Here is a 24,339-nt window from a genome sequence, read left to right as displayed (position 1 = left end):
ATCTCCTTCTCTTCTTCCGGTCCGAAGTGTTATCGAGACTCTATCCCCTGCGTGTCGCTCGCGCCAGACGCCCGTGGCGCGCATCCCGTAAACTCCCCGACCGATGCCGAAACGGACGGATATCAAGTCGATTCTCGTGCTGGGTTCGGGCCCGATCGTGATCGGCCAGGCCTGCGAGTTCGACTACTCCGGGACCCAGGCCTGCCGGGCCCTCCGGAAAGAAGGCTACCGCGTCGTCCTCGTGAACTCGAACCCCGCCACGATCATGACGGACCCGGAGTTCGCGGACGCCACGTACATCGAGCCGCTCGACCGCGACACGGTCGCCGCGATCATCGCGCAGGAAAAGCCCGACGCCCTCCTCCCGACCGTCGGCGGGCAGACGGCGCTGAACCTCGCCGTCGCGCTCGACGAGGCCGGTGTCCTCGCGAAGCACGGCGTCGAAACGCTCGGGGCTTCCATCCACTCCGTGAAGCTCGGCGAGGACCGCCTCCTCTTCAAGCAGGCGATGCAGGAGGTCGGCGTCGACGTCCTGAAGTCCGGAATGGCGCGGAGCCTGGAGGAAGCCCGCGCCGTCGCGCAGCCCTTCGGCTACCCCGTCATCATCCGGCCGTCCTTCACGCTCGGCGGGTCCGGCGGCGGGATCGCCTTCAACAAGGACGACTTCGACGGGATCGTGAAGCGCGGCCTCACGCTCTCCCCCGTCCACGAGGTCCTCGTCGAGGAGTCCGTGCTCGGCTGGAAGGAGTTCGAGCTCGAGGTCATGCGCGACGCGGCCGACACGTTCGTCGTCGTCTGCTCGATCGAGAACCTCGACCCGATGGGCGTCCACACGGGCGACTCGATCACGATCGCGCCGCAGATGACGCTCTCGGACGTCGAGTACCAGGCGATGCGCGACGACGCGAAGAAGGTCATCCGCGCCGTCGGCGTCGCGACGGGCGGCTCGAACATCCAGTTCGCGGTGCACCCGAAGACGGGCCGCCGGATCGTCATCGAGATGAACCCGCGCGTCTCGCGTTCGTCGGCCCTCGCCTCGAAGGCGACGGGCTTCCCGATCGCGAAGATCGCGGCGCTCCTGGCCGTCGGCTACCGGCTGGACGAGATCCCGAACGACATCACGAAAAAGACGCCTGCCTCGTTCGAGCCGACGCTCGACTACGTCGTGACGAAGATCCCGCGCTTCACGTTCGAGAAATTCCCCGGGGCCGATACGACGCTCGGCGTCCAGATGAAGTCCGTCGGCGAGGTCATGGCCCTCGGGCGGACGTTCGCCGAGTCGTTCGGCAAGGCCCTTCGCTCGCTCGAGACGGGCCGGACGGGCTGGGTGGACGCCGTCCCCATGCCCGCACCCAAGCCCGACGCGTTGCGCGTCCCGCGGCCGGAGCGGATCTACGCGGTCCTGGCGGCCCTCCGCCACGGAACGAGCGTCGAGGCCGTCTCGGACGTCACGGGCATCGACCGCTGGTTCCTCGACCGCTTCGCCGAGGCGCTCGCCGTCGAGGCGCGCGTGAAGGCGGCGGGCGCGAAGGCGCTCGAGGACGCGGACCTTCTGCGCGAGGCCAAGCGCAGCGGCTACTCGGATCCCGACCTCGCGACGCTCACCGGCCGGTCCGCCGCCGACGTCGCGGCCGCGCGGGAGCGCCTCGCCGTCACGCCCGTTTTCAGCCGCGTCGACACGTGCGCGGCCGAGTTCGAGTCGACGACGCCTTACCTCTACTCCTGCTACGAGACGGAGGACGAGGCCGGCGTCACGTCGAAGGAGAAGGTGATCGTCCTCGGGTCCGGGCCGAACCGGATCGGGCAGGGGCTCGAGTTCGACTACTGCTGCGTCCACGCGGCCGAGGCGATCACGGAGGCGGGCTACGAGTCCGTCATGGTGAACTGCAACCCCGAGACCGTGTCGACGGACTACGACACGTCCGACCGACTCTACTTCGAGCCGCTCACGTTCGAAGACGTGATGGCCGTCGTGAAGCGCGAGAAGCCGAAGGGCGTCCTCGTGCAGTTCGGCGGCCAGACGCCGCTCAAGCTCGCGCACGCGCTCGAAAACGCCGGCGTGCCGATCCTCGGGACGCAGCCCGAGGCCATCGACCGCGCCGAGGACCGCGAGCGCTTCGGCGAGCTCCTCAAGGAGGTCAACCTCCAGGCGCCGCCGTGGGGCGTCGCGCGCAACGCCGAGGAAGGCATGCGCGTGGGCCGGAAGCTCGGATTCCCCCTCCTCGTGCGCCCGAGCTACGTGCTCGGGGGGCGCGCGATGCGCATCGCGTACGACGAGGAGGCTCTCCGTCACGTCCTCGGAGAGGCCCTCGCCGCGTTCCCGGACCGCCCGATCCTCATCGACCGCTTCCTCGAGGACGCCTACGAGCTGGACGTCGACGCCCTCGGCGACGGCGAGCACGTCGTGGTGGCGGGCGTCATGCAGCACATCGAGCAGGCGGGAATCCACTCGGGCGATTCGTATGCGGTCCTCCCGCCCTACACGCGGGTTCCGCGCGCCGCGCTCGGCGAGATCCGCCAGGCGACCGTGAAGCTCGGCCTCGCGCTGAAGGTCGTCGGCCTCATGAACGTCCAGTACGCGATCCGCGGGAGCGAGCTCTACGTCCTCGAGGTGAACCCGCGCGCGTCGCGCACGGTGCCGTTCGTCGCGAAAACGACGGGCGTGCCGTTCGCGCGCCTCGCGGCGCGCCTCTGCCTCGGCGAGACGCTTCCGGAGGTCGGACTCACCGAGGAGCCGCCCGTCCTCGGGTTCTCGATCAAGGCGCCCGTCTTCCCGTTCCGCAAGTTCGAGGGCGTGGACACGATTCTCGGCCCCGAGATGCGCTCGACGGGCGAGGTCATGGGCCGCGACCGCGGCTTCGGCCTCGCGTTCCTGAAGGCCGCGCTCGGCGCCGGCATCCGCCTGCCCGAGAAGGGCGCCGCGTTCCTGTCCGTCCACGACGGCGACAAGGACGCCCTCCTGCCGCTCGCCCGCGAGCTGCACGCGCTCGGCTTCACGCTCCTCGCCACCGGGGGCACCGCGAGAGCGCTCCAGAAGGGCGGCCTCTCGCCGCGAACCGTCCTGAAGGTCAACGAGGGCCGCCCGAACATCGTCGACCTCATGATCAACGGGTCCGTGGACCTCGTCGTGAACACGCCGCTCGGCAAGGAATCCTTCTACGACGAGGTCGCGATCCGCCGCACGGCGCTCGAGCGCGACATCCCGTGCCTCACGACGCTCTCGGCCGCCTCGGCCGCGCTCGAGGCGATCCGGGCGCGCGCCGCGGGCGCCCTGTCGTACGCGCCGCTCCAGGAGGAGGTACGCGTCTGACCCCGCCGCGCCGGGCGACCCTCGCCTTCGGCGCGACGCTTTTCCTGACCGCGCTCTCCCTCTGGACGATCCCCGACACCGCGGCCCCTGCGACCCGCGCGGCCGGCCTCGGTCTCGCCGCCGCCGGCCTCCTCCTCGGCTGGACGCGGCCCGCCCTCGCGACGTGCCTCGTCGCAGCCGTCGCGCCCCTCGGCATGGGCCTTCCGCGCCTCCTCGGCGACCACGGCGGAGCCCCGCTTCTTCCCGCGGTCGCCTTCGCGGCGCTCGGGAGCGCCCTCGCCCGGCGCCTCGCCCGCGATGAGCGCTCGCTCCTGCCCCCGAAGCTCGTCGTCTTCGCCTCGGCGTTTCTCGTCCTCGCGGGCGGCTCCGCGCTCGCGTCCTCGGTGCGCGGCGAGACGCTCTATCTCCTCCTGCACGGCCGCGTCGACCCGCTCGTCGTGAACGTCCTCGGCATGACCGCGGCCGAACGCACGCGCGACGCGGCCCTCGCGTTTCTCGGGCTCGGCCTGCTGCTCCTCGCGCTGGACGCGTTCGCGCGCCTCTCGCTCGACCCGGACGGGCGCGACCGCCTGCTCCTCTGGGTCTCCGCCGGCGGCGCCGCGGCCTTCCTCGTTGCCGCCGTCGACCGCTTCCGGCCGCTGGACCCCCTGTTCCAGCCGTGGTCCGCGATGCACCGCCGGGCCGGCACGTTCACCGACCCGAACGCGCTCGGCGTCGGGATCGGCCTCCTCGTTCCCTTGCTCCTCGCCGCGCTCGCCGGGCGCGGCGCCGCGTCGGACGGGGCGCGCCGCGCGGCCGCGCTCGCGGGCCTTCTCGCGGCGCCCGTGGCGCTCGAGTCCTCCGGCTCGCGGACCGGCTTTCTGCTCCTCGGCGCGGCGGCCCTCTTCGCCGCCGTCGGGCTCCTCCGGAAGCGGCGCGTCTCGCCTCTCGTCGCCGCGGCCGTCGCCGCGGCGCTGCTCGGGACGGGCGTCCTCGCCGTGCGGCTCCTGCCGCGCGGGGGCGAGATCGCCTCGGGCGGCCTCGTGCAACGCCTGGGCGCGGCCCTCGAGGCGCGCGACTTCACCGCGTTCGCGAACAACCGTGTCATGTTCTGGCGCACGGCGTTCGAGATGACGGGCGACGAGCCGCTCTCCGGCGTCGGCCTCGCGGGATTCCCGTACGAGTTCCCCGCGGCCTACGCGAAGCGCCACGGGTCGATCGCCGTGACGGACGGCGCCACGAACGCGCTCCTCGACGTCGCCGCCGAATGCGGGCTGCCCGGCCTCCTTCTCGCGCTGCTCGCGGTCGTGCCGCTCCTCGCGCGCGCGTTCGACGCGGCGTTCGCGCGCGGCCCGATCGACCCGGTGTCGCGCGCGGCCGGCGCCGCGCTGGCGGGCCTCTTCGTGGCGTGCCAGACGGGCTCGCACATGCGGTTCTTCGAGATCGCGCTCCTGACGAGCCTCGTCGCCGGCTTCCTCCTCGTCCCCCACCTCACCTCGCGCGCCAGCAGGAAGACGGCGGCCGGGGGATGGAAGCCGTCCCGCACCGCGGCCATCCTCGCGGCCGCGGGGATCCTCGGATCGGCGGCCGCCGTGCTGCCGACCGCGCGCGCGGAGGCGCCGTTCCGCGTCAAGACCTGGGCGGGCGTCTACCCCGCCCGGCCGGGAGATCCGTTCCACTGGGCCGGCCCGCTGGCCTACCGCGAGATCCGCCCCGGCGAGACCTCCGTCGTCTTCCGCGTCCAGAACGCCCGCCCGGACGGGCAGCCGGTCGCAGTAAGCGTCGACGTCGACGGCCACCTCGCGGCGACGCTCGACGTTCCCGGCGGCGGCGAGACCCGGGACGTGCGCCTCGACGTCCCGCCCGGCGCGAAAATCGTCCGCGTGAGGACCCTGCCGAGCTTCGTGCCGCGCGAGCTGGGCGGCGGCGCCGACATCCGCCGCCTCGCGATCCGCATCGCCGGAGAGGGCCTGTGAGGCGCGCGCCCTCGTCCCTCCTCGCGAGCTTCGGATGGGCGGCGCTCGGCTGCGCGGCGCTGCCGGTCGTCCTGCCGCCCCTCGCGGGCTATCGCACCGCGGTCGCGGCCGCCGCGATTCTCCTCTTCGGTCTCGCGCTCGCGGCGCCGCGGCCGGCTTTCGCGGCCGCCCTCGTCTCCGTCACGGCGGCGGGCGCATCCGCCCTCGCGTTCGGCGCGAAGGAGCCCGCATCCGCGGGTCCGCTCCTTCTCTTCGGCTATCTGGCGGGCGCGGCGCTCAGGGAGGTCTACGAGCCGCACGCGGCGCCGTTCGTCTCGCCGGTCGTCCTGGCCTGGCGCGCCTTCGCGGTGCTGTCCGCGGTCTCGGGCGCCGCCACGTTCGTCGGCTTTCGCACGAGCTACCTTCTCTCGCGCGGCGTGCCGCCGCCCCGGACGGTCAACCTTCTCGGCGAGGACGCCGCGCACGCCGCGCCGGCCGTGCTCCTCGCCCTGCTCCCGATCGTCGCCGCCGCGGGCCTCGCCCGCGCGGCCGGCCGCCTCGCGCGAGAGAGCGACGGCCGCGCCTGGCTGGACCGTGCCCTCCTCGCCTCCGGCGCGCTCGCGGGCAGCATCGGCATCCTCCAGAAGGTCGGGGCCCTCCCGATGCTCCGCTCGGCGCGCTGGGCCGAATGGCATCGCGCGCAGAGCACGTTCACGGACCCGTCCGCGGCGGGTGTCGCGGTCGTGCTCCTGGCGACGCCGCTTCTCGCCGGCGCGGCGGCCGGCGGGCGCGCCCGGCGCTTCGCCTCGGCGGCGTCTGGCGCCGCGCTCCTCGTCGTGCTCGCGGATTCCGGGTCGCGGGCGGGGCTCGTCGGGACGATCACGGCGGCGATCGTCTTCGCGCTGTGGGGCCTCACCCGCCTCGCGGCCGGGGAGGGCGGCGGCACCCGCCGCCGTGTGGCCGCGACGATCGGCACCCTCTCGATCCTCGGCGCGTTCGCCCTCGCGGCCGCCGTGTCGTGGCCGGGCCCCGGTGGAAGGTCGGCCCTTTACGCCCGCGTCGAGGCGCTGCTGCGCACCGAGCCGGCGCCGTTCGAGCAGACGCGCGGGCGCGTGCTCCTCTACGAGGCAGGCTGGGAGATCTTCCGCGAACACCCCCTCGCGGGCTTCGGGCTCGGCTCGTTCCAGATGGCGTTTCCGGACGTCGCCGCCGGGACGCTCCACCGTCCCGTGAAGACGACCGACCACCCGCCGTCCCTCTACCTGGGGACGCTCGCCGAGTCGGGGCTCGCGGGCGGAGCGCTCCTCGCGCTGCTGCTCCTCGGCCTCGCGCGCGGCGCGGGCCGCGCGCTCGGCTTCGGCACCGGGCACGGGCCGGGCCCGCTGGGCGACGCGGCAGCGGCGGCATCCGTGATCGGGCTCCTCGTCGTCTTTCTCTTCGGCTCGCACCTCGTCTACCCCGAGGTCGCGGCGTGGATCGCCGTCCTCACGAGCCGCCTTCCGCTCCGCGAGGACGGGCGCACGGCGCGCCTCCTCACGGGTCTCGTGCCCGTCGTTCTCGCGGGCGCCCTGGCCTGCACGCTCGGCGGTGTCGCCGCGCGCGCCCTCGAGACGAAGACGGCGGACGCCGCGTTCCGGTTCTCGCCTGACGCGGGCGTGTGGGCTCCCGAGGCGGAGCCGGACGGCCGGGCGTTTCGCTGGACGGCGGCCGCGGCCGCGTGGCGGATCCCGGGCGCGATGGAGGCCTCGACGGCGGTGCTCCCGGTGAGGAACGCCCGGCCGGACGGGCGCCCGGTCGCCCTCGACGTGTGGGTCGACGACGCACTGCGCGGCCGTGTGACGCTCCCTGCCGGGAGCTGGCGACGCCTCGAGGTGCCCGTGCCCGTCGGCACGGCGCCGGTCGTGCTGCGCGTCGCCGTGGCCGAAACCTTCCGTCCTCCCGCGCACGACGACCGCCGCGACCTCGGCGTCGAGACGGGCGCCCCGGCCCTTCGGGGGGCGCCGTGAGCCTCCTGCGCCTCCACCCCTACGACCCGCGAAGGAAGAGCCGCTCGCTCGAGATCGGGCCAAAGGGTGGAATCGCGTTCGCCGCCTTCGCGCTCCTCGCGGGAGGCGCGACGACGCTGGGTCTCGTCGCGGCGCCGCGCCTCGTGTCGGACATCGTCCACGCCGCCGAGCGCCGGGCCGTCGGGGAGACGGCTCAGCGCGGCGCCGAGGCGTTCGCGTCCGTCGGACGGCGCGCCCTCGCGCTCGGGAGCCGCATCGCCGCCGACGAGCTGTTCCTCGCGCGCGTCGCCGCCGTGATCGAGGCGCCTCCGCCGCCGGGCTTTCCTGGAGACGCTCCCGGGACGCCCGCTTCCGATGCGGTGGGGCTGGAGAACGCCACGTCCGACCTCGCGCGCCGCACGCGCGTCCTCGAGCTTTTCCGGCGCAGCCTCGCCGCGCTTCCCGCGGACGAGCCGGGGGGCTTCCGGCCCTCGGCCGTGCCGTCGCGCTCCCCCGTCGAGCCCTCGACGGCCGTGCCGATCTCGGTCTTCGGGCCGCACGAATCACCCATCACGCGCGAGCCCGAATTCGAGTCCGGCCTCACGCTGGCCTCCCCGGCGGGGAGCCCCGTGACGGCCACGGCCGAAGGCACGGTGCTGCAGGCGGGGCACGTCTCGCGCAAGGCCGACGCGCGTTGGCGCCGCCTCGGCATCGTCGTCATCCTCGCGCACGACCCGCGGACGCGCACCGTCTACGGGAATCTCGGAAGCGTCTCCGTGCGCCGCGGCCAGCGCGTCGGGCGGGGGCAGGCGCTCGCGAAGGTCGGCACGAGCGGCTTCGCACCGACACCGCGGGTCCACTACGAGGTCCAGCGCTTCGAGAACGGACGCTGGGTCGCGCGCGACCCGCGCGTGTTCATCCTCGACCAGGACTGGATCGGCGCCGCCGAGCTGCGAAAGGCCCCGGCGGCGCCCGAGGCGCCCGAGCTTCCGCCCGAGCGCCGCTGAGCCCTACTTCACGCGGTTCTTCAGCGTCGCGATCGCGTCGCGGGCGTCTTCCTGCACCTTCTTGTTCGGGTCCGAAAGGAGCGGCTCGATCTTCGGGACGAGCGAGGCGTCGCCGACCACCGCGAGCGTCCGGCACGTGTCGCGCTTGATGTTCTCGTCCGGATTCAAGAGAAGTGGAACCATCTCCGGCACGGCGGACTTCGAGTCGAGGCCGCGGAGGGCCTTGAGGCCGTCGATGACCGCGTCCTTGTTCGGGGACTTCAGGAGCGGCGTGATGTCGGCGAGGACTTTCTTGTCGACGGGCGCGTGAATCGCGCCGAGGACGCGGGCGGCCTTGCGCTGCACTTTCTCGCGCGGGTCCTTCAGCTTCGAGACGACGGCCGCCTGCGCGGTCTTCGACTCGGGGTACTGCTTCTCGAGGTCCTGAAGCGCCGAGGTGACCTTCCCCTCGTCGGGCGACGAGAGGATCGCGATGAGTTCTTCCTCGGTCTTCTTGGAGGCGAGAGCGGGAAGAGAAAGAAAGACTGCTGCGAAAAGAACAGGGGCGGCGATCGCTCGCGAGGGACGACTGAACATGTTGTTTCTCCTCATAACCATTCTAAGAAATCCGAATCCTAGATCTTCTTCAGCAGCGCGAGCACGCGTTCCGCTTCCGACTCGTCGTTCCCGACGTGCGGCGAGAAGCGCACGAAGCCCTCGCGTGCCGAGATGACGACGTTCTCCTCCGCCGCGCGCTTCTGGAAATGCCGGGCGTCCTTCCCCGCCGGCGGCCGCGCCGCGAGGATGCCCGAACGCGGAGGACCTCCGAACAGCACGGGATCGAAGCCGAGCCTCGGGAGGCCCTCCGTGAGGACGGCGAGCGTCCGCGCGATGCGCGCCTCGACCTCGGAGAGCCCGATCTCGAGGAGAAGGCCGAGCGACGCCGCCAGCGCGTAGAGGCCCGGCGTCGGGAGCGCGCCCGGCTCGAAGCGGACGCCGTCGGAGCGAAAGCGGAGCGTCTCGGGCACGCGGTAGTCGGTCGCGGACGCGCGGTCGAGGTTCGTCCAGCCGGCCGGCGGCGTCAGGCTCTCCCGCAGCGCCGGCGTCGTGAACAGGACGCCGGCACCCTCGGGCCCGAGCATCCACTTGTGGCCGTCGGCCGAGAGGAAGTCGACGCCCCAGCCCGCGACGTCCACGCGCTGTGCGCCGACGGCCTGGATCCCGTCGAGGCCAAAGACGATGCCGCGCGCGCTGCAGAACTCGGCAAGCTCCTCGGCGGGCGCGCGGAACCCCGTATGGAACGCGACGAGGGAGACCGACACGAGGCGCGTCGACGCGTCGCACGCCGCCTCGATGTCCGCGGCGGCGAACGCCCCGTCGCGCGTCGGGACGCGCCGCACCTCGACGCCCTTCGCTCGTAGCGCGGCCCACGGCGCGAGGTTCGCGGGGAACTCCGAGGCCGTCGTCACGACGGAGTCGCCCGCCCGGAACGGGAACCCGGACGCGACGAGATGAAGTCCGTAGGACGTGTTCGGGACGATCGAGATGGAGCCGGCGCCGCCGACCGCGTCGGAAGCCCCGATCAGCCGCGCGGCGAGCGCGCGCACCTCGTCGGCCTTCCGGATCCAGTCCTTCCAGTCGAGCGCGCCGCGGAGGGAGAGATTGTCCGCATAGGCACGGATCGCATCCGCGGCCCGCGCGGGCAACGGACAAACAGCTGCATGGTTGAATTGAATAGAAGATTTCTTAGAAGGAAATTCGAGGAAGAAGTCCATTTGTCGCATCGGCCTCGCGCACCGCTCCGGCCCCACTCACCCTTCTAAGAAAATCTTCTCTTCTTCCCTCTCAATATCTCTTCTGAGTCTGGATGAACCCATCGAAGTTCCTCCGGCATTCTTCCATCGAGTCCCCGCCCGTCTTCTCGAGCAGCGCGTCCGCGAGGACGAACGCGAGCATCGCCTCGCCGATGACGCCGCATGCGGGGACGGCCGTGACGTCCGAGCGCTCGTACTGCGCGCGGTGGGGCTGCTTCGTGTCGATGTCGACCGACGGCAGGCCCTCGCGGAGCGTCGCGATCGGCTTCTGATGGAGCGTGACGAGGACGTCTTCCCCGTTCGTGATTCCGCCCTCCAGGCCGCCGGCGCGGTTCGTCGCGCGGAAGAAGCCGCGGTTCGCCTCGAAGTGGATCGCGTCGTGCGCCTCCGAGCCGGGGCGGCCGGCGTTCGCCACGGCCTCCCCGAGCGAAACACCCTTCACCGAAGGAATGGACATCATCGCCCGCGCGATCCGGCCGTCGAGCTTGTCCTCCCACGAGACGTGGGAGCCGAGCCCCGCGGGCACGCCGCGGGCGCCCACGAGGATCGTCCCGCCCAGCGTGTCGCCCGCCTTCGCGGCCGCGTCCACGGCGGCCGTCATCGCGGCCTCCAGCTCCCGGTCCACGGCGCGGAACGGCGAGGCCTCGTCCACGCGTTCGAGGTCGTCGAAGCCGCGCGGGCCTGCGGGAACGGAGACCGGGCCGAGCGACAGGACGCCGCTCCTGACGCGGATGCCGAACGCGACGAGGAGCTGCCGGCAGAGCGCACCGGCCGCCACGCGCGCCGCCGACTCCCGCGCGCTCGCGCGCTCGAGGACGTCGCGCAGGTCCCGGCGGCCGTACTTGAGCCCGCCCGCGAGGTCGGCGTGACCGGGACGGGGGGACGACAGGCGCCGCTTCGCGGCCGCTTCCGCGTCGACCTCGAGCGGCCCCATGACCTTCTCCCACACGCCGTGGTCGCGATTCTCGATCGTGAACGCGACGGGGCCCCCAAGCGTCTCCCCGCCCCTGAGGCCGCCCGTGAAGCGGGCTTCGTCGCGCTCGATCTTCATCCGGCCGCCGCGCCCGTAACCGTGCTGGCGGCGAGCGAGGTCGGCATTTACCTCGGACGGATTGATTCTCAGGCCCGCCGGGAGGCCGGACAGAATCCCGGTCAGGAGCGGGCCGTGCGACTCCCCGGCCGTCACGAGCGTCAGGCGCGACATCCGGCGAGTGTACCGGGTGCGGGCCCGGTGTAGACTCCCCCGGCTCAGGCCTCGTTTCGAGACTCAGGCTCGACGCCGTCTCGGGGAGAGGGGCAGGGGCCAGAACATTTCTGACAGAATCGGGGTCCGACCGATGAGAATCGCCGCAGTGCCCGCCGAAGATCCCCTCGAGCTGATCGCCGAGTCGAAGCTCCCGGCCTACGGAATGGACCGGAACGACCGGATCGTCTACTGGAACGACGGAGCCGAGAAGATTCTCGGGTGGAAGCCCGAAGAGGTCCTCGGCAAGGCCTGCTTCGACGTCCTCGCGGGCCGCGACGTCTTCGGAAACGTCTACTGCTCGCACGACTGCGGCGCCGTCAAGACGGCCTCCGAGGGCGAGGAGCCGCGGCCGTTTCTGCTCGACGTCCGGAAGAAGGGCACCGGCACCGTGAAGATCGTGGTCCGCACGATCGCTCTTCCCGAAGTCGGCCCGCGCTTCTCGTGCCTCATGCACTTCATCGAAGCCGAGGGAGAGTCCGCCGAGCCGATCCTCAAGGCGCTCCGCGAAACGGTGAAGGAGCCCGCGGACGGCGACGCCCCGCGCTCGGGACCCGTCGCGGCGCCCGAGGCGCCGATCTCCGTCTCGCCGCTCACGGCCCGCGAGCGCGAGATCGTCCTCCTGCTCTCGAACGGCTACGCGGCCCTCAACATCGCCGCGAAGCTGAACCTCTCGCACGCCACGGTCCGGAACCACATCCAGAACGTGCTCCGCAAGCTCGACGTCCACAGCCAGGTCGAGGCCGTCGCGCTCTCCTTCCGCCGCGGCTGGATCTGACGGAGCACGCGAGGATCCCGTGAGCCGCGTCGTCTCGAGGGCCGCCGCGATCCGGATGCTGCGCGACGCCTTTCTCGCGAGGACGGACCAGGAGCACTCGATGTGCGACGTCGCCTCGCGCGACCGGATCTTCTGCGGCGGGTTCCGCGCGTGGTCGGACCAGGACCTGCGCAAGCGCTTCTCCACGATCGAGGCGCGCCGCCCCGGCCTGCCCCGCGTCGCGTTCGAGGAGCTCGCGAACAAGTGGCAGCTCGGCCGCCAGATCGTCCACGGCTCGCCGCTCGCGTGCGACGTCCAGACGAAGGAGCACGGCACCTGCCGGGGCTGGGACGCGTTCTCGAACGCCGACCTCGAGCGCTACTGCGCCGAGGTCCTGGGCGAGACCCTCGTCGTCACGGAATCGGGCGCGGCCGAAGCCTGAGGCCCGCGGGCCCGGTCTCCGGGCTCAGCCCCGCCGCTCGGCGGTCTTCCAGCCCTGGAGCACCTGCAGGTAGCCCGGACGCGGGAACGCGCGCGGGTCTGCCCGCCGCTCGAGGCTCATGAGCCCGCGGACGTCGTCGAGCGACTCGTGGCCGTGCGCTTCGAGCCAGATCGCGATTCCGTCCGTCACCGTCCTGAGATGCCCGGGGCCGTGGAGGATGAGGGCCGAGACCATCTGGGTGACGTCGGCGCCCGCGAGGACGCACCGCAGGACGTCCGCTGCCGTGTGGACGCCTCCAGACGCAGCGAGCGAGACCTCCACGCGGCCGGCGAGGAGCGCGATCCAGTGCAGGCGCGAGACGAGCTCGGACGGGCTCGAGAGGCGCGGGTCGGCCGTCGGCTCTCCCCCCTCGAGGTCGATGTCCGGCTGGTAGAGCCGGTTGAAGAGGACGAGGCCGTCCGCCCCGACCTCCTCGAGCTGCCGCGCGAGCGACGCGATCGACGAGAAGTACGGGAAGATCTTCACGGCGGCCGGGATCGAGATGCTGCGCCGCGCGGCCGCGACGCTCTCGAGAACCTGAGCCTCGGCGGTCGCGCCGCTCGCCCAGAGGTTCGTCGAGATGTGGAACAGGTTCAGCTCGAGCGCGTCGGCGCCCGCCTGCTCGACGAGCCGCGCGAACGACGTCCACCCCTCGTCGGTCGTGCCGTTCAGGGAGGCGATCACGGGGATCGACACGGCGTCCTTAGCGGCCCGCACCTGGCGCAGGTACCGGTCCGGGTCCGTCAGGGCGCCCTCGTGGCCGAGGGCCTCGGCCGCGACCTGCTCCTCGAAGAGCGACGGGAGGACGACTGCGGGCGCGCCGGCGTCCTCGAGCCGCCGGATGGAATCGAGGTCGCCGGTCAGCGGGGAGGCGCCGGGAACGACGGGGCTCGCGAGGCGGAGGCCGAGGTAGGACGAGGAGAGATCCACTCCCTCGAAGTTCGCGCGAACGGCCGGGGGGCGCCATGATGCAGAGGATTCAGGCGCCCCCGGCCCGCCGGTTCAGCCCGCCCTTACTTGATCCCCATGTCCGCGAGGACCTTCGGATTCGTCTCGTCCTGCGCGAGGATCTGGTGGCACGCGTCGCATTCCTGCGAGATCACGCGTCCGGTCGCGGTCTTGTGGCTGCCGTCGTGGCAGCGGAAGCAGCCGAGAAAATCCTCGTGGCCGATGTGGTTCGGGTGGGTTCCCCACGTGAGCCGCATCTCCGGGAAGACGTTCCGGCCGTAGATCCGCTGGATCTCGCGCACCGCCGTCTCGATGGAGGCGCGGCGCGACGAGTAGACGTCGGGGTACTTCGCCTTGTAGTACTCCGTGAGGTCCTTGGAGATGCGGTCGAAGGCGACCTCGCGTGACGCGTACTCGGCCTTGAGGACCTCGACCGCCTTCTTCTTGACGAACGGCAGCTCCGCGCTGATCGCGCCGCCCGCCATCGCTTCGTTCACGGCGCGGTCCGGCAGCTGGTAGGCGTGCGTCGGCCGGTTGTGACAGTCGATGCAGTCCATCGTCCGCGTCTCGGACTTGCCCTTCTGGGCCTCGGTGGGCTTGACCTCGGTCGACGTGAAGACGACGGTCTTTCCGTCGTCGTCGAGGTAGTTCACGGTCGGGATGATCTCGCGGCGGCCGTCGGCCGTCGTGTACGAAATGCGCTCCTTGTCGTCGAGGTGGCGCCCGTGAATCCCGACCGCTCCCGCGGCCCGCCGGCCGCCGAGCTTGAGGAGGAGGACCGTCTTGGACTCGGTGTTCTTCTCGTCGTCGGCGTACTTCGTGACGATCCGGAGCTTGTCGCCCGAGAACTTCTGCGGCCAGTGGCACTGCTCGCAGGTGGCGCGCGCGGGGCGCAGCGTGTGGACGGGCGACGGGATCGGGCGCGAGTACGTCCCGAACACGACCGCGACGACCTGCCGCACGCCGTCGATCTTCGCCTTGACGGCCCACGAGGCGCCGGGCCCGATGTGGCAGCTCGTGCAGGCGACGCGCGAGTGCGGCGAGTCCAGGTAAGCGCCGTACTCGGGCGACATGACCTTGTGGCACGTCAGGCCGCAGAAGCGCGAGGACTCCATGTACTCGACGCCCATGTACGCCGAGAACGTCAGGATGATGACGTTGAGAATCGAGAGGAGGGCGACGAGGGACCCGAACCGGCGCAGACCGGGGTCCGTGAGGTCGATCTGCGGGTAGACGGACGGCAGCGCCCCCTCTTTCTTCAGGCGGCGGCGCTCGAAGAAGATCCCGATCGGGATCAGGACGAGACCGAGCAGGAAGAAAGCCGGCAGGACGAGGATGAAAACGATGCCCGCGTAGGGATGCAGGGGCTTCGAGGCGTTCGCCTCGATGATCCAGAAGCCGACCAGGGAGAAAACGGCGCCCGTCGTCAGGACGGCGCCGAGGATGGACAAGCGGTTGCGGCCGAGATACAGAATCGGCCGCATCCACCGGGCCGCGAGGCCCGCGGGCTCTGGGGTCATGGACTCCTCCTCAGGTTTTCGGCAATCAGCTCAGCAGAGCATAGATCGTCAAGGATGCGAGAAGGAGGCCGACACAGACCGCGATCGTGCCGATGATCCGGCCGCGGCGGAACTCGGCGGGCGTCGGGGCGGGAGCGGCGATCTCCGCGACCTTGTCTTCCGCGATCAGGCGCTCGTACTCGGCGGGGCGCTCGTGCTTCACTTCGTCGAGCGGCAGGACCCCCGTGAAGATCACGGTGTCCATCGGAAACTTCTCGGGCCTGAGGTGCCCGTTGAAGAAATGGATCGTGAAGATGAAGACGGTCGCAAGCAGCGCCTCTTCCCCATGGACGAGGAGGGCGACGTTGAACCAGTCGCCGGGCAGGAAGCGCGACCAGAACTTCGGGAACCAGAGGACGAAGCCCGAGCCGCCGATGATCCCCATGCCCCAGAAGACGGCCCAGTAGTCGAACTTCTCCCAGTACGTGAAGCGGTCGAACCGCGGCCGCTCTCCGAGTCCCACGAACCACCGGATGTGCCCGAGCATTTCGGAGAGGTCTCGCGGCTGAGGGACCATCGAGCCGGGACCCCAGAGGATCGTCGTGTCCTTGTCGAGGAACAGCCGCTTCATCATCCGCGAGAGGTGGACGAGGAAGACGATGACCATGACGATTGCGAAGACCCGGTGGAGGCCGCCGGCGGCCCTGAATCCGCCGACCAGGTTCGAGAGCGCCTTCGCCCACTTGCGCTCAGAGAAGAGCAGCGGAAGCCCCGTGAACGCGAGCCCGAGAAAGCTCGTCATCAGGACGATGTGGAGCCGGCGATCGAGGTCGTCGAACCGCCGGACGTACGCGCCGCCGGCCGGAGCCGCGGTCCCGTGGTCCTTCATCGCGCGTCTCCGTTTCCGTCGCGGCGTGCCGCCTCGCGCCGCGCCTTGACCGACCGCGGGAACCACAGCGCCGTGTGGACTCCGAAGAAGGCGAAGACGCCGATCAGGAGGTACTTCATGAACAGGGCCGTGAACCAGAGGATTCCGCTGCGGCCCTTGTCGTGCGGATTCGCGTGGGGGTCGTACTTCGCGAACTTCGGCCCGGCGCCGGGATGGCACTTCTGGCACGTCGCGAGCCGCTTGGCGGGCCCCACCGACGACCGGGCGTCGCCCGCCGGGTGGATCTCGTGCGCCGTGTGGCAGTCCGCACACGTCGCGACCGCCGCGAAGCCGAGCTCCGAGACCTGGCCGTGGTACGTGTCGCGGTAGCTCTTGAGGGACGAGTCGTGGCAGCTCCCGCACTGCTTGAGGATCGCAAGGCGCCGCACCTCGGGCGTGCCCGAGATCGCGTGAGCCGAGTGGCAATCGGAGCAGACGGGGACGCTCTCGTTGCCCTTCGCGAGCTGCTCGCCGTGGATCGACGTCGCGTACTCGTCGAGGATCTTCGAGTGGCACGAGCCGCACGTCGACGGCACGTGGATACGCGCGACGGTGCTCTTCGGGTCGCGCTTCGGGCTGCGGATCTCGTGGTACCCGTGGCAGGTGGCGCAGTTCGGGGCGACCTTCAGTCCGGACTTCTCGAGCGCCTTGCCGTGAATCGAGTCGTGGAAGCTCATCGGCTCGCTGCCGTCGGCGCCGCCGGCGCGCGGGAAGACCTTCGGATCGCCGTGGCAGCGCATGCACGTCGCCGGCAGGTTGAAGTGATTCGTCCGCGACGCGGGGTCCTTCGAGGGCTTGATGTCGTGCGACCCGTGGCAGTCGGAACACCAGGCGGCCTTGCTCGTCGGGCTCTTCGCCCGCGCGGCCGCGTGCCAGCTCTTGCCGTAGTCCTCGACCTGCTGCGCGTGGCAGCCGGAGCAGTCGGGCTTCGCGAGTTTCTCCGGGTGAGGGAAGTCCGCCGTCTTCGCGAGGTCCGTGTGGCAGTCGACGCACGAGGCCCCTGCCGACCCGTGGACGGACTCGGCAAAGACCTTCTTGTCGACGAAAAGAGAGGACCCGTCCGCCCTCTTGGCGGACGGGTCCTCGTGGCAACCGAGACAGTCGTCGTTGGACGGGGCCTTCGGGGTCGCGGCCGGGGCTGCGCTCAGCGTGGTCGCCGAGAGCAGGAACGCGGTGAGAACGACTCCGAGCCTCATCCGCCCCATCTTACTTGGATGCAGGATCGCCGGGGTTCGTCCCCTTTTTGAGCTCGTCGGCGTTGGAAACGCCGTCGCCGTCGCTGTCCATCTTGTCGAGAGCGGCGAAGTCGTACTTGCCGTCCTTCTTGGCCTTGTTCATGTCGGCGCCGAACTTGTTGACCTCGGCGTCGCCCTTCTTGGGCATCGCCTTCGTGTGGCACGAGCCGCACTTCATCTTGGAGTCCGGGTACTTCGCGAGGAACTCTTTCTGGAGGTCCATCGTCGCAAACGCCGCTCCCGCGACGAGCGTGATGGCCGCCACGAGGGCGAAGACGGCCAGGGAGATTCTCTTCATTTTACCTTCCTTCCAATCGAAGTCGGGCGCCGCTCAGGGCCGCCACCTCAGGTACACACCAAGGCGGTCGCCGCGGTAGCTCTGCGACGACTGCATGAGGTCGAGGTACCGATCGACGGTCCACTCGACCACGAGACCGGCGTGCGCCGACGCGGTCCAGTCTGCGCGAGCGCCGCCGCGGTACATCCGGAACAGGTAGGAGCCCGTGTTGTCGAAGCGGCTCCAGAAGCCGTCGACCGCGAACTGCTTGAACTTGAAGCCGGCGCCGAAGTCGATCAGCTCGCCGTCTTCGTCGTTCACGGAGAGGAACGTCGTGAAGTCCTGAGGCGCCCGGACCGGGATGGAGCTTTGGGCCTTGAGCTGACCGTAGGCGCCGCGCAGCCAGACGTCCTTCAGGGGCTTGAGGGTGAGGTCAACCGAGTAGTTGGTCGAGCTCGCGCTATAGGAGTTGAGCGGGCCCGAGTCGTCGTTCTTCTGGTCGAGCCACATCGCGGCCGCGCCCAGCTGAATCCAGTCGAAGGTCTTCCAGGTCAGGCGAATGCGCTCGCGGTCCCGCGTGAGGTAGTCCACGCGGGTAATGGCCGCGTTCGCGTCGTCGAAGGAGGCCTCGCCCATGATGTTGAAGCCGGCCATCGAGAACGTGAGTGCGCCCTCGTAGCGGTTGATGCTGCGGGAGAACGTGCCGCCCTGGTTGCCGGGAACGACGATCTCCGCCGGATCCTCGACGACGGTCAGGTCCTGGTCGATGCGGGAGAAGCCGAGTCGGATGCCAACCGGCCCGAGGAAGCGCATGGAAGCCTGCACGTCGAGCAGCTTCTCCTTGCGCTCAATGTTGGTCTGGGTCGAGAGGAGGGACGTGACGTCGGCCTGCGAGAAGCCCGTGAACGTCGACGTGCCGGTGTACAGCTCGTTGATCAGCGCCTGGTTGTCCCAGGTCTGGTCGCGCTCCGTGTAGCCGGCCGAAAGGTCGAGGCCGGAGAGGACGTGCCATTCCGCACGGCCGCCGGCGCGCCACGTGAGGCTGTTCGGCGACGTCGTGTTGTTGGCCGAGTAGCCCGTGAAGAACCGCGAGATGGCGAACGAGGCGAAGCTGCCCGCGGCGCCTTCCTTCGTGCCGTCGTCGCCGGTCGCGTTCGACCGGACGTAGAAGCCGGAAATCTGGAGGTTCGGCAGCGCGAACCCGCGGACGAACGCCGACGTGACGGGCACGTTGATGTCCGTCGTGCTCGAGCGCGTGAGCGAATTGGCCGAGACGTTCTTGCCGAGAACCGGCGTCGTGTTGTTGCCCGGGGCGGCGAACGGGGCGAGTGTGAGGTCTTCGGTCTCGTGGTACTTGCGCCAGCCCTGGATGACCTCGCCGGACACCGGCCCGGCGTTGAACGCGGCGCCGACCCGGAACTCCTGGTCGTTGCTGCGCAGGTTCTGCGAGAGCTGGAACTCGTCCTGCGAGAAGTGGTACGTCGTGTACCCGGGGCCCGAGAGCGTGTTGGAGGTGTAGCCGACGATCGGCGTGATCACCTTGCCCGGAAGGACCTCGAGGTCGACGTTGAACTGCTGGCGCGTGCGGTCCCAGGTCTGCTGGCCGACCGTCGCGCCGAGCGGGTTCGCGAAGCCCTGGATGGCGCTGAAGTACTGCGAGTTGCGATACGAGAACCTGAGCCGGTAGACACCGGAAAGGCCGGCGTCGAGGCGCAGGAAGCCGGCGCCGCCGGCGCCGAGGTCGGCGGCGTCGAGCCGGAACTTGTCCGTGAGCGGGAAGCCCGCGTACTTCTCGTCGGTCCCGATGTGGAGCGATCGGATGAGGAATCCCTCGCGGTCGTTGATCTGCGAGCGGTACATCTCCTCGTTTCCGGTCACCGAGAGGAAGCGATAGCCGGCCTCGATGTCGAAGGGAATCGCCTGGGCGCGGGCAACGCCGGAAGCGAGCGTCGCAGCGAGTGCGGCCGTGAGGAAGGCGGAGCGGAGAATTCGCATCGGCCTGTCCTTACTTCAGAAGCTGCGGGTCGCGCTGCGAACCGTGGACGGCCGTGTGGCACGTCGTGCAGTTCTGGTAGCGCGGCAGCGAGATGTTGTGGAAAGAAGGCGGCTGCGAGCCCAGCGTGCCCGTCGAGAGCGTGGAGTGGCACTCGAGACACTGGGTGTAAACCGTGGCCCTCGTCAGCTGGTGCGGGTACGGGGACCCGTGCGGACGGTGGCACGACTGGCAGCTGCCGACGATGCCGGTGACGTGGGGATAGACGAAGGGGCCCTTCTTCTCCGCGTGGCAGGAGACGCAGCCCGGCTCGCCCGCGCGGGTCTGTCGCACGGCGTGGTTCACCGGGCGGCCGTGAGGATCGTGGCAGCTCACGCACGACATGACGCCGTCCTTGAGACGGTGTGCGTATGGCATGGCGGTGAACGAGGCCTTGACGTCCTGGTGGCAGGTCGCGCAGAGCTGGTTGGGGTCGGACTTGAGAAGAGCCTTCTGGCCCTGGCCCGACTTGTGGACGGAGTGGCAGGAGAGGCAATTCACCGCCTCGGACGACGCGTGCACGCTGTTCCAGAAGGACGCGCGCTCCGCGGACTGCTTGTGGCAGGTCTGGCACGTGTCGGTGGCGCGGCCGCCATGGAGCGTTTTGATGAGCGACTTGTCGCCGCCCGCATCCATGTGTTTCTTGCCGTCGCCGTGACACGTTTCGCAGACCGCGTTGCCCGTCGCGCCCTTGTGCGCGGCGGCGTAGCCACGGGAATGGGGATTACTGGCGAAGATTTTGGCCTCGTCGTGGCAGTCGGCGCACGAGGGCCCGGCCTCCACCTTCGCCGCCGGCTTGGCCGGCGCCTGGGCCACCGCCGGCCCCGCCGCGAATGCGGCGAGGGCGGCGAAGGCAACTCCGAGCGAGAGGTGTTTCACAGGCCTTCCTTATTTACCGCGCGTGAACCTTGTCGACGCCGGCGTCCGCACCGGTGGCGTGGCACGTGCCGCACGCGTCGGCGGGGACCGTGGGGTTGTTCGGGAAGTACGCCGTGTTGATGTACGCGTGCGCGAGGACGTCGCGGCTGTCGTGGCAGCCCGTGCAGGCGGCCGTGGTCGACCCGCGAGGCGAGTAGTAATCGCGGTCCGTGACGACCGGGACGTTGGAGTTCGGGAGCGGGAGCGAGTACGCGGCGGCGTTCACATGGCAGGCGAGGCAGTTCCGGCGGTCGCCGGGGTACGTGACCTCGTTGAAGTTCGCGGCCGCGCCGCCGAATCCGTAGATCGAGTAGTCCTGCGTCAGCTCCGCGCCCGTGTGGATCCGGTGGATCATGCGCGCGAACTCGATGGACTCGCCGGGGTTGGCCGAGCCGTCCGTCGGGCGGCGGCCGATGTCGGTGGCGTTCGGGTTGTGGCAGATGGCGCAGTGCTGGGTCTCGATGCGCTGGCCGCCGTGCGAGAAGAGGTTATCGAGCCTCGCGTGGCAGACGTTGCACTTCGAGAGCGCGACGGACGTGCGGCGCGGGACGACCGTCGTGCCCGTGACCGCGAAGTAGAACGGCTGGTTCGGCGCGCCCTCGTTGATCGTGGCCGGGCCGTTCTTCGGCGCCGGGTTCAACGTGTAGGCGCGGCGGGTGTCGATCGAAACGACGTACGAGCCCTTGGCCGCCGCCGGGATGGCGTTCGTGAACGTGTAGACGGCCTGGCCGTTCGTCGCGTTGTACGTCGCGGTCTGGGCGGCTTCACTGAACGGCTGGCCGGCCGCGGCCATGCCGGCGTTCGTGTAGTCGGTCGTCGGGCCGCCGAGCTTGATGCTGATGCTGCCCTTTGTCGTGTCCTTGTAGACGCCCGGGTCGACGAACGAGCCGTCGCCGCTCTTGAGCTGGAAGGTCACGGCGATCTTCTTGCCGGGGCCGGCGTTCGCGACCGACAGGATCTGGGCCGTGTAGCCCTTGAGCTGCTTGGACTGGATCGGAACGACGTGGGCGTTCTTGATGCCCGCATCCCAATCCGCGCTGCCTTCCGGCTTGTGGCAGGTGGCGCACGTGCCGTCGGCCGCGGGGCCGGCCGTGTGGTTCGCGCCCGTCGTGAAGTTCACGTCGTCGTGGCAGGAGCCGCAGGCCGCGATGGACGGATACGTGTACCAGCTCGCGCCGCCGGCTGCCGCCGGGTCGTGGCAGGTTGTGCAGAAGCGGACGTCCTGCGGATACGTGAGTTCCGGAACGACGAGCTCGTTCTTGCCCATGTGGAGGGCGTGGAAGAAGATCTGCCCGTCGAACTGGACGCGCGATTCCGTGGCGCTGATGTTGCCCGTCATGTTGTTCGGGTTGTGGCAGAGGACGCACGTCTTGATGTCGCGGTAGTTGCCGCCGTGCAGCGCGAGCGGGTCATGGCACTGGTTGCAGCGCGCGACCGTCATCGCGTTGAACGTCGTCGCGGCCGCGTTCGTGGACGGGACGAAGTCGAGATACTTCGGAACCGCGTAGTAGGGCTTCCCGACGATGTCGGTCGTGTTGCGCACGCCCATCGCGGCGAGCGTGTGCGGCTTCGTCGGGTCCATCGTCGCGGGGAGGGCGTTGAAGAACGTGTACTTGTAGTGGCCGATCTCGAGTTCCTGCCACGTGCCCGTGTTGTCACGGCTCGGGTTCGCGTTCTTCGCGGGGTCGGCGTTGTAGCCGATGTAGTCCGTGTAGCGCCTCGTCGTCGGGTTCCAGAGCGCCGGGACGTACCGCGTCGAGATGGTGCCCGGCGTCACGAGGCCGAGGCGGTCGAGCGGCCCGCCGAGATCGTCGGTGAAGTAGAGCTCGACGACCGGCTTTTGGCCGGGCCCGAAGTTCGTCACGGCCTGGATCTTGATGTTGAACCCGGGACGGATGTACGTGAGCGCTTCGGGGGCGAGGTACGCCTCCTTGGCGGTCGTCGCGTAGGCCGCGGGAGCGGCCTGCTGTTCGGGCGCGTTGTTGGTGGCCGTGCGGTTCACCGGAGTGAACGGAACCGCGATCAGGCCAGCCAGCAACGTGAGGGCCGTGCGGGAAACCATGGACATTTCAGCCTCCTTGCCGGAAAGAAATCGGCGTGTTGACGAACGTGAGTTCGGTTAGCGCGTAGAAATGGACCTTTTGCATCCGTAGCGAAGGGTATGAAATCGCGCATCCCCAAGGCTTTGATTCAGTTGCATCAAATTCCGCACTAGTACAAGCATGGGTCTGAGACGCCGTCTCCCGTAGCAATTTGGGGTATCATTTCGAGACAGAATCCCCGTTCCTCTCGGCGTATCCGACCGGAGGTCCCGATGCAGCACGCCCGCTTCCTCGCCGCCCTCTTCTTCGCGACCCTGCTCCCCATCTCTTCGGCGGCTCGCGCCGAGGGGCCATCCGACGATCAGTTCACCCGCACGGGCACCTTCCGGGCCCTCGTCGCTGACGAGTTCGCGGCGGGTAAGTCGAGTCTCCTCTATGAGCTGGAGACGGACGAGGGCGACGTCCTGCCCCTGCGGTTCGCGATCCCTCCGACCAACCGAACCGGCGAGCGGGTCTCGGTCACGGGCTGGCCCGGGCGCCACGCCTTCGAAGTCGACGAGATCCATTCCGTTGGACCCGGGCGGACGGCTCTCGGCCGGACGGCGCTGAGCGCCTGGACGACCGGCCCCAAGCGCGTGCTCGTGATGCTCCTGAACTTCACGAACGACTCTTCGCTGACGGCCACGACCGTCACGAACGCCCAGAACCTCTTCTTCGGCACCGGCTCGAGCGTCGCCCGCTATTACGCCGAGGCGTCCTACGGGCTCGCCACGATGACGGGCGACGTCGTCCTCGTGACGGCCACCGTCCCGAAGCCGACGACGTGCGACACCGGGACGATCCAGACCCAGGCGAACGCCCGGGCGCTCGCGGCCGGCTACAACCCGTCGAACTACAACTTCCCCGTCTGGGTCTTCGCGGGGATCGGCGCGTGCGGGTGGAACGGCCTCGGCTACGTCGGCGGCGGCGGGTCGTGGATCAACGGCACCGGCTCGATGAGCCTGCTCGTCGCGGCGCACGAGCTGGGCCACAACTTCGGCGTCTATCACGCCCACTCGTACACGTGCCCGTCCGCGGCGGTCGCGCCGTCGGGCTGCACGCGTAGCGAATACGGCGACCGCTTCGACACGATGGGCAACTCGCGCGCCGGACACTTCAACGCGCAGTTCAAGGACACCTTCGGATGGCTCCCGGCCGGCTCGGTCCGCAACCATCCCGGCGGCAGCGTCACGTACACGCTCGACGCGCTCGAGGCGCCCGGCGGGTTCGCGTACGCCGTGCGCATTCCGACCACGAAGAGCGACCGCACCTACTGGATCGAGTGGCGGAGCCGCGCCGGCTTCGACTCCGGTTTCCCGGCCGGCGTGGCGAACGGCGGTCTGATCCGCTTCGCGCCGAGCAGCGCCGGCGGCTCGGACCTCCTCGACATGAACTTCGCGACCGCCGGCAGCTTCGACGACGCCCAGCTCGACGTCGGCAAGTCCTTCACGGACCCCGAGCTGTCCCTCACGATCACCGCGCTCTCGAAGACCGCGTCGTCCCTCACGATCCAGGTCGACTACGGCACGCCGCCGCCCGCGACGAGCTTCCACACCGTGCAGCCCTGTCGGGTCTTCGACACGCGGAGCGCGAACGGGACGTACGGCGGGCCCACCCTCTACGCGGGCCAGGCGCGCTCGTGGGTCGTCCGGGGACGCTGCGGCATCCCGGCCACCGCGAAGTCGATCGCCGGAAATCTCACGGCGACGGGATCCACCGCCGCCGGGTCGGTCCGCCTCGTGCCGGGCGGCGCACCCGCGACGGGCACCGGGACCGTGTCCTTCCGGGCCGGCCAGACCCGCGCGAACAACGTCACGATGCCGCTCGGCGCCTCCGGAGACGTCGTCGTGGACGGCCTCCCCACCGGCACCGCGCACGTCATCCTCGACGTCGTCGGCTGGTTCGAATAGG

General features: G+C 70.2%; 18 protein-coding genes. 7 read left to right on the top strand and 11 right to left on the bottom strand.

The genetic code is table 11. The features are described 5' to 3' along the window. Window positions 1-103 precede the first annotated feature (103 nt). The 4 genes from carB to IPL89_14010 are packed head-to-tail and all read left to right on the top strand — an operon-like array spanning window position 104 to window position 8,236. The gene (gene carB / locus IPL89_14025; GenBank protein MBK9064291.1) at window positions 104-3,310 is read left to right on the top strand and encodes a carbamoyl-phosphate synthase large subunit; all 3,207 of its coding nucleotides are present in this window, start codon (window positions 104-106) and stop codon (window positions 3,308-3,310) included. Next, window positions 3,205-5,265, top strand: a complete 2,061-nt coding sequence (locus IPL89_14020; protein ID MBK9064290.1) for an O-antigen ligase family protein — start codon at window positions 3,205-3,207, stop codon at window positions 5,263-5,265. The genes carB and IPL89_14020 overlap by 106 nt, the downstream gene beginning before the upstream one ends. After that, the gene (locus tag IPL89_14015) at window positions 5,262-7,250 is read left to right on the top strand and encodes an O-antigen ligase family protein (protein ID MBK9064289.1); all 1,989 of its coding nucleotides are present in this window, start codon (window positions 5,262-5,264) and stop codon (window positions 7,248-7,250) included. Before IPL89_14020 ends, IPL89_14015 begins: the two co-directional genes overlap by 4 nt. Then, window positions 7,247-8,236, top strand: a complete 990-nt coding sequence (locus IPL89_14010; GenBank protein MBK9064288.1) for a M23 family metallopeptidase — start codon at window positions 7,247-7,249, stop codon at window positions 8,234-8,236. Before IPL89_14015 ends, IPL89_14010 begins: the two co-directional genes overlap by 4 nt. A 3-nt stretch (window positions 8,237-8,239) precedes the next feature. Here IPL89_14010 and IPL89_14005 read toward each other — a convergent pair whose 3' ends face one another. The 3 genes from IPL89_14005 to aroC all read right to left on the bottom strand — a co-directional run bounded on the left by IPL89_14005 (window position 8,240) and on the right by aroC (window position 11,233). Next, window positions 8,240-8,812, bottom strand: coding sequence for a HEAT repeat domain-containing protein (locus tag IPL89_14005; protein MBK9064287.1), 573 nt, complete (start codon window positions 8,810-8,812; stop codon window positions 8,240-8,242). A 38-nt stretch (window positions 8,813-8,850) separates the two neighbouring features. Then, window positions 8,851-9,990 carry an aminotransferase class V-fold PLP-dependent enzyme gene (locus tag IPL89_14000; GenBank protein MBK9064286.1) on the bottom strand — a complete coding sequence of 380 codons (1,140 nt, stop codon included), beginning with the start codon at window positions 9,988-9,990 and terminating at the stop codon, window positions 8,851-8,853. Between the two features lie 70 nt (window positions 9,991-10,060). Further along, window positions 10,061-11,233 carry a chorismate synthase gene (aroC, locus tag IPL89_13995; GenBank protein ID MBK9064285.1) on the bottom strand — a complete coding sequence of 391 codons (1,173 nt, stop codon included), beginning with the start codon at window positions 11,231-11,233 and terminating at the stop codon, window positions 10,061-10,063. A gap of 133 nt (window positions 11,234-11,366) precedes the next feature. Here aroC and IPL89_13990 point away from each other — a divergent pair, with 133 nt between their 5' ends. Together IPL89_13990 and IPL89_13985 are read left to right on the top strand one after the other, a co-directional pair. Beyond that, complete coding sequence (locus IPL89_13990; GenBank protein ID MBK9064284.1) at window positions 11,367-12,050, top strand: PAS domain-containing protein; 684 nt, start codon at window positions 11,367-11,369, stop codon at window positions 12,048-12,050. Between the two features lie 19 nt (window positions 12,051-12,069). Further along, a complete protein-coding gene (locus IPL89_13985) occupies window positions 12,070-12,471 on the top strand; it encodes a hypothetical protein (GenBank protein ID MBK9064283.1) in 402 nt (133 codons plus the stop codon). Window positions 12,472-12,495: 24 nt separating this feature from the next. On the opposite strand, the gene IPL89_13980 is transcribed toward IPL89_13985, so the two are convergent. From IPL89_13980 to IPL89_13945, 8 genes are all read right to left on the bottom strand, one after another. Further along, window positions 12,496-13,440, bottom strand: coding sequence for a dihydroorotate dehydrogenase-like protein (locus IPL89_13980; GenBank protein MBK9064282.1), 945 nt, complete (start codon window positions 13,438-13,440; stop codon window positions 12,496-12,498). An 83-nt stretch (window positions 13,441-13,523) separates the two neighbouring features. Then, complete coding sequence (locus tag IPL89_13975; GenBank protein MBK9064281.1) at window positions 13,524-14,978, bottom strand: NapC/NirT family cytochrome c; 1,455 nt, start codon at window positions 14,976-14,978, stop codon at window positions 13,524-13,526. A 25-nt stretch (window positions 14,979-15,003) separates the two neighbouring features. Continuing rightward, a complete protein-coding gene (locus IPL89_13970; GenBank protein ID MBK9064280.1) occupies window positions 15,004-15,846 on the bottom strand; it encodes a hypothetical protein in 843 nt (280 codons plus the stop codon). Then, window positions 15,843-17,081, bottom strand: a complete 1,239-nt coding sequence (locus IPL89_13965; GenBank protein MBK9064279.1) for a cytochrome c3 family protein — start codon at window positions 17,079-17,081, stop codon at window positions 15,843-15,845. Before IPL89_13965 ends, IPL89_13970 begins: the two co-directional genes overlap by 4 nt. A 10-nt stretch (window positions 17,082-17,091) precedes the next feature. After that, window positions 17,092-17,418: a hypothetical protein gene (locus IPL89_13960; protein ID MBK9064278.1), complete on the bottom strand. Its 327-nt coding sequence runs from the start codon at window positions 17,416-17,418 to the stop codon at window positions 17,092-17,094. Between the two features lie 33 nt (window positions 17,419-17,451). Then, window positions 17,452-19,392 (bottom strand): hypothetical protein, encoded by a 1,941-nt coding sequence (locus IPL89_13955; GenBank protein ID MBK9064277.1) that lies wholly within the window; start codon window positions 19,390-19,392, stop codon window positions 17,452-17,454. Between the two features lie 10 nt (window positions 19,393-19,402). Further along, window positions 19,403-20,308, bottom strand: a complete 906-nt coding sequence (locus tag IPL89_13950; protein MBK9064276.1) for a DmsE family decaheme c-type cytochrome — start codon at window positions 20,306-20,308, stop codon at window positions 19,403-19,405. Between the two features lie 13 nt (window positions 20,309-20,321). After that, the gene (locus IPL89_13945) at window positions 20,322-22,415 is read right to left on the bottom strand and encodes an OmcA/MtrC family decaheme c-type cytochrome (protein ID MBK9064275.1); all 2,094 of its coding nucleotides are present in this window, start codon (window positions 22,413-22,415) and stop codon (window positions 20,322-20,324) included. A 246-nt stretch (window positions 22,416-22,661) separates the two neighbouring features. Here IPL89_13945 and IPL89_13940 point away from each other — a divergent pair, with 246 nt between their 5' ends. Further along, window positions 22,662-24,338 (top strand): hypothetical protein, encoded by a 1,677-nt coding sequence (locus IPL89_13940; protein ID MBK9064274.1) that lies wholly within the window; start codon window positions 22,662-22,664, stop codon window positions 24,336-24,338. Window position 24,339 lies beyond the last annotated feature (1 nt).

The organism is Acidobacteriota bacterium, assembly GCA_016716715.1.
Taxonomy (GTDB): Bacteria; Acidobacteriota; Thermoanaerobaculia; order UBA5066; family UBA5066; genus Fen-183.
Note: the sequence above shows the minus strand (reverse complement) of the source record. Positions and strands in the feature narration are given on the sequence as shown.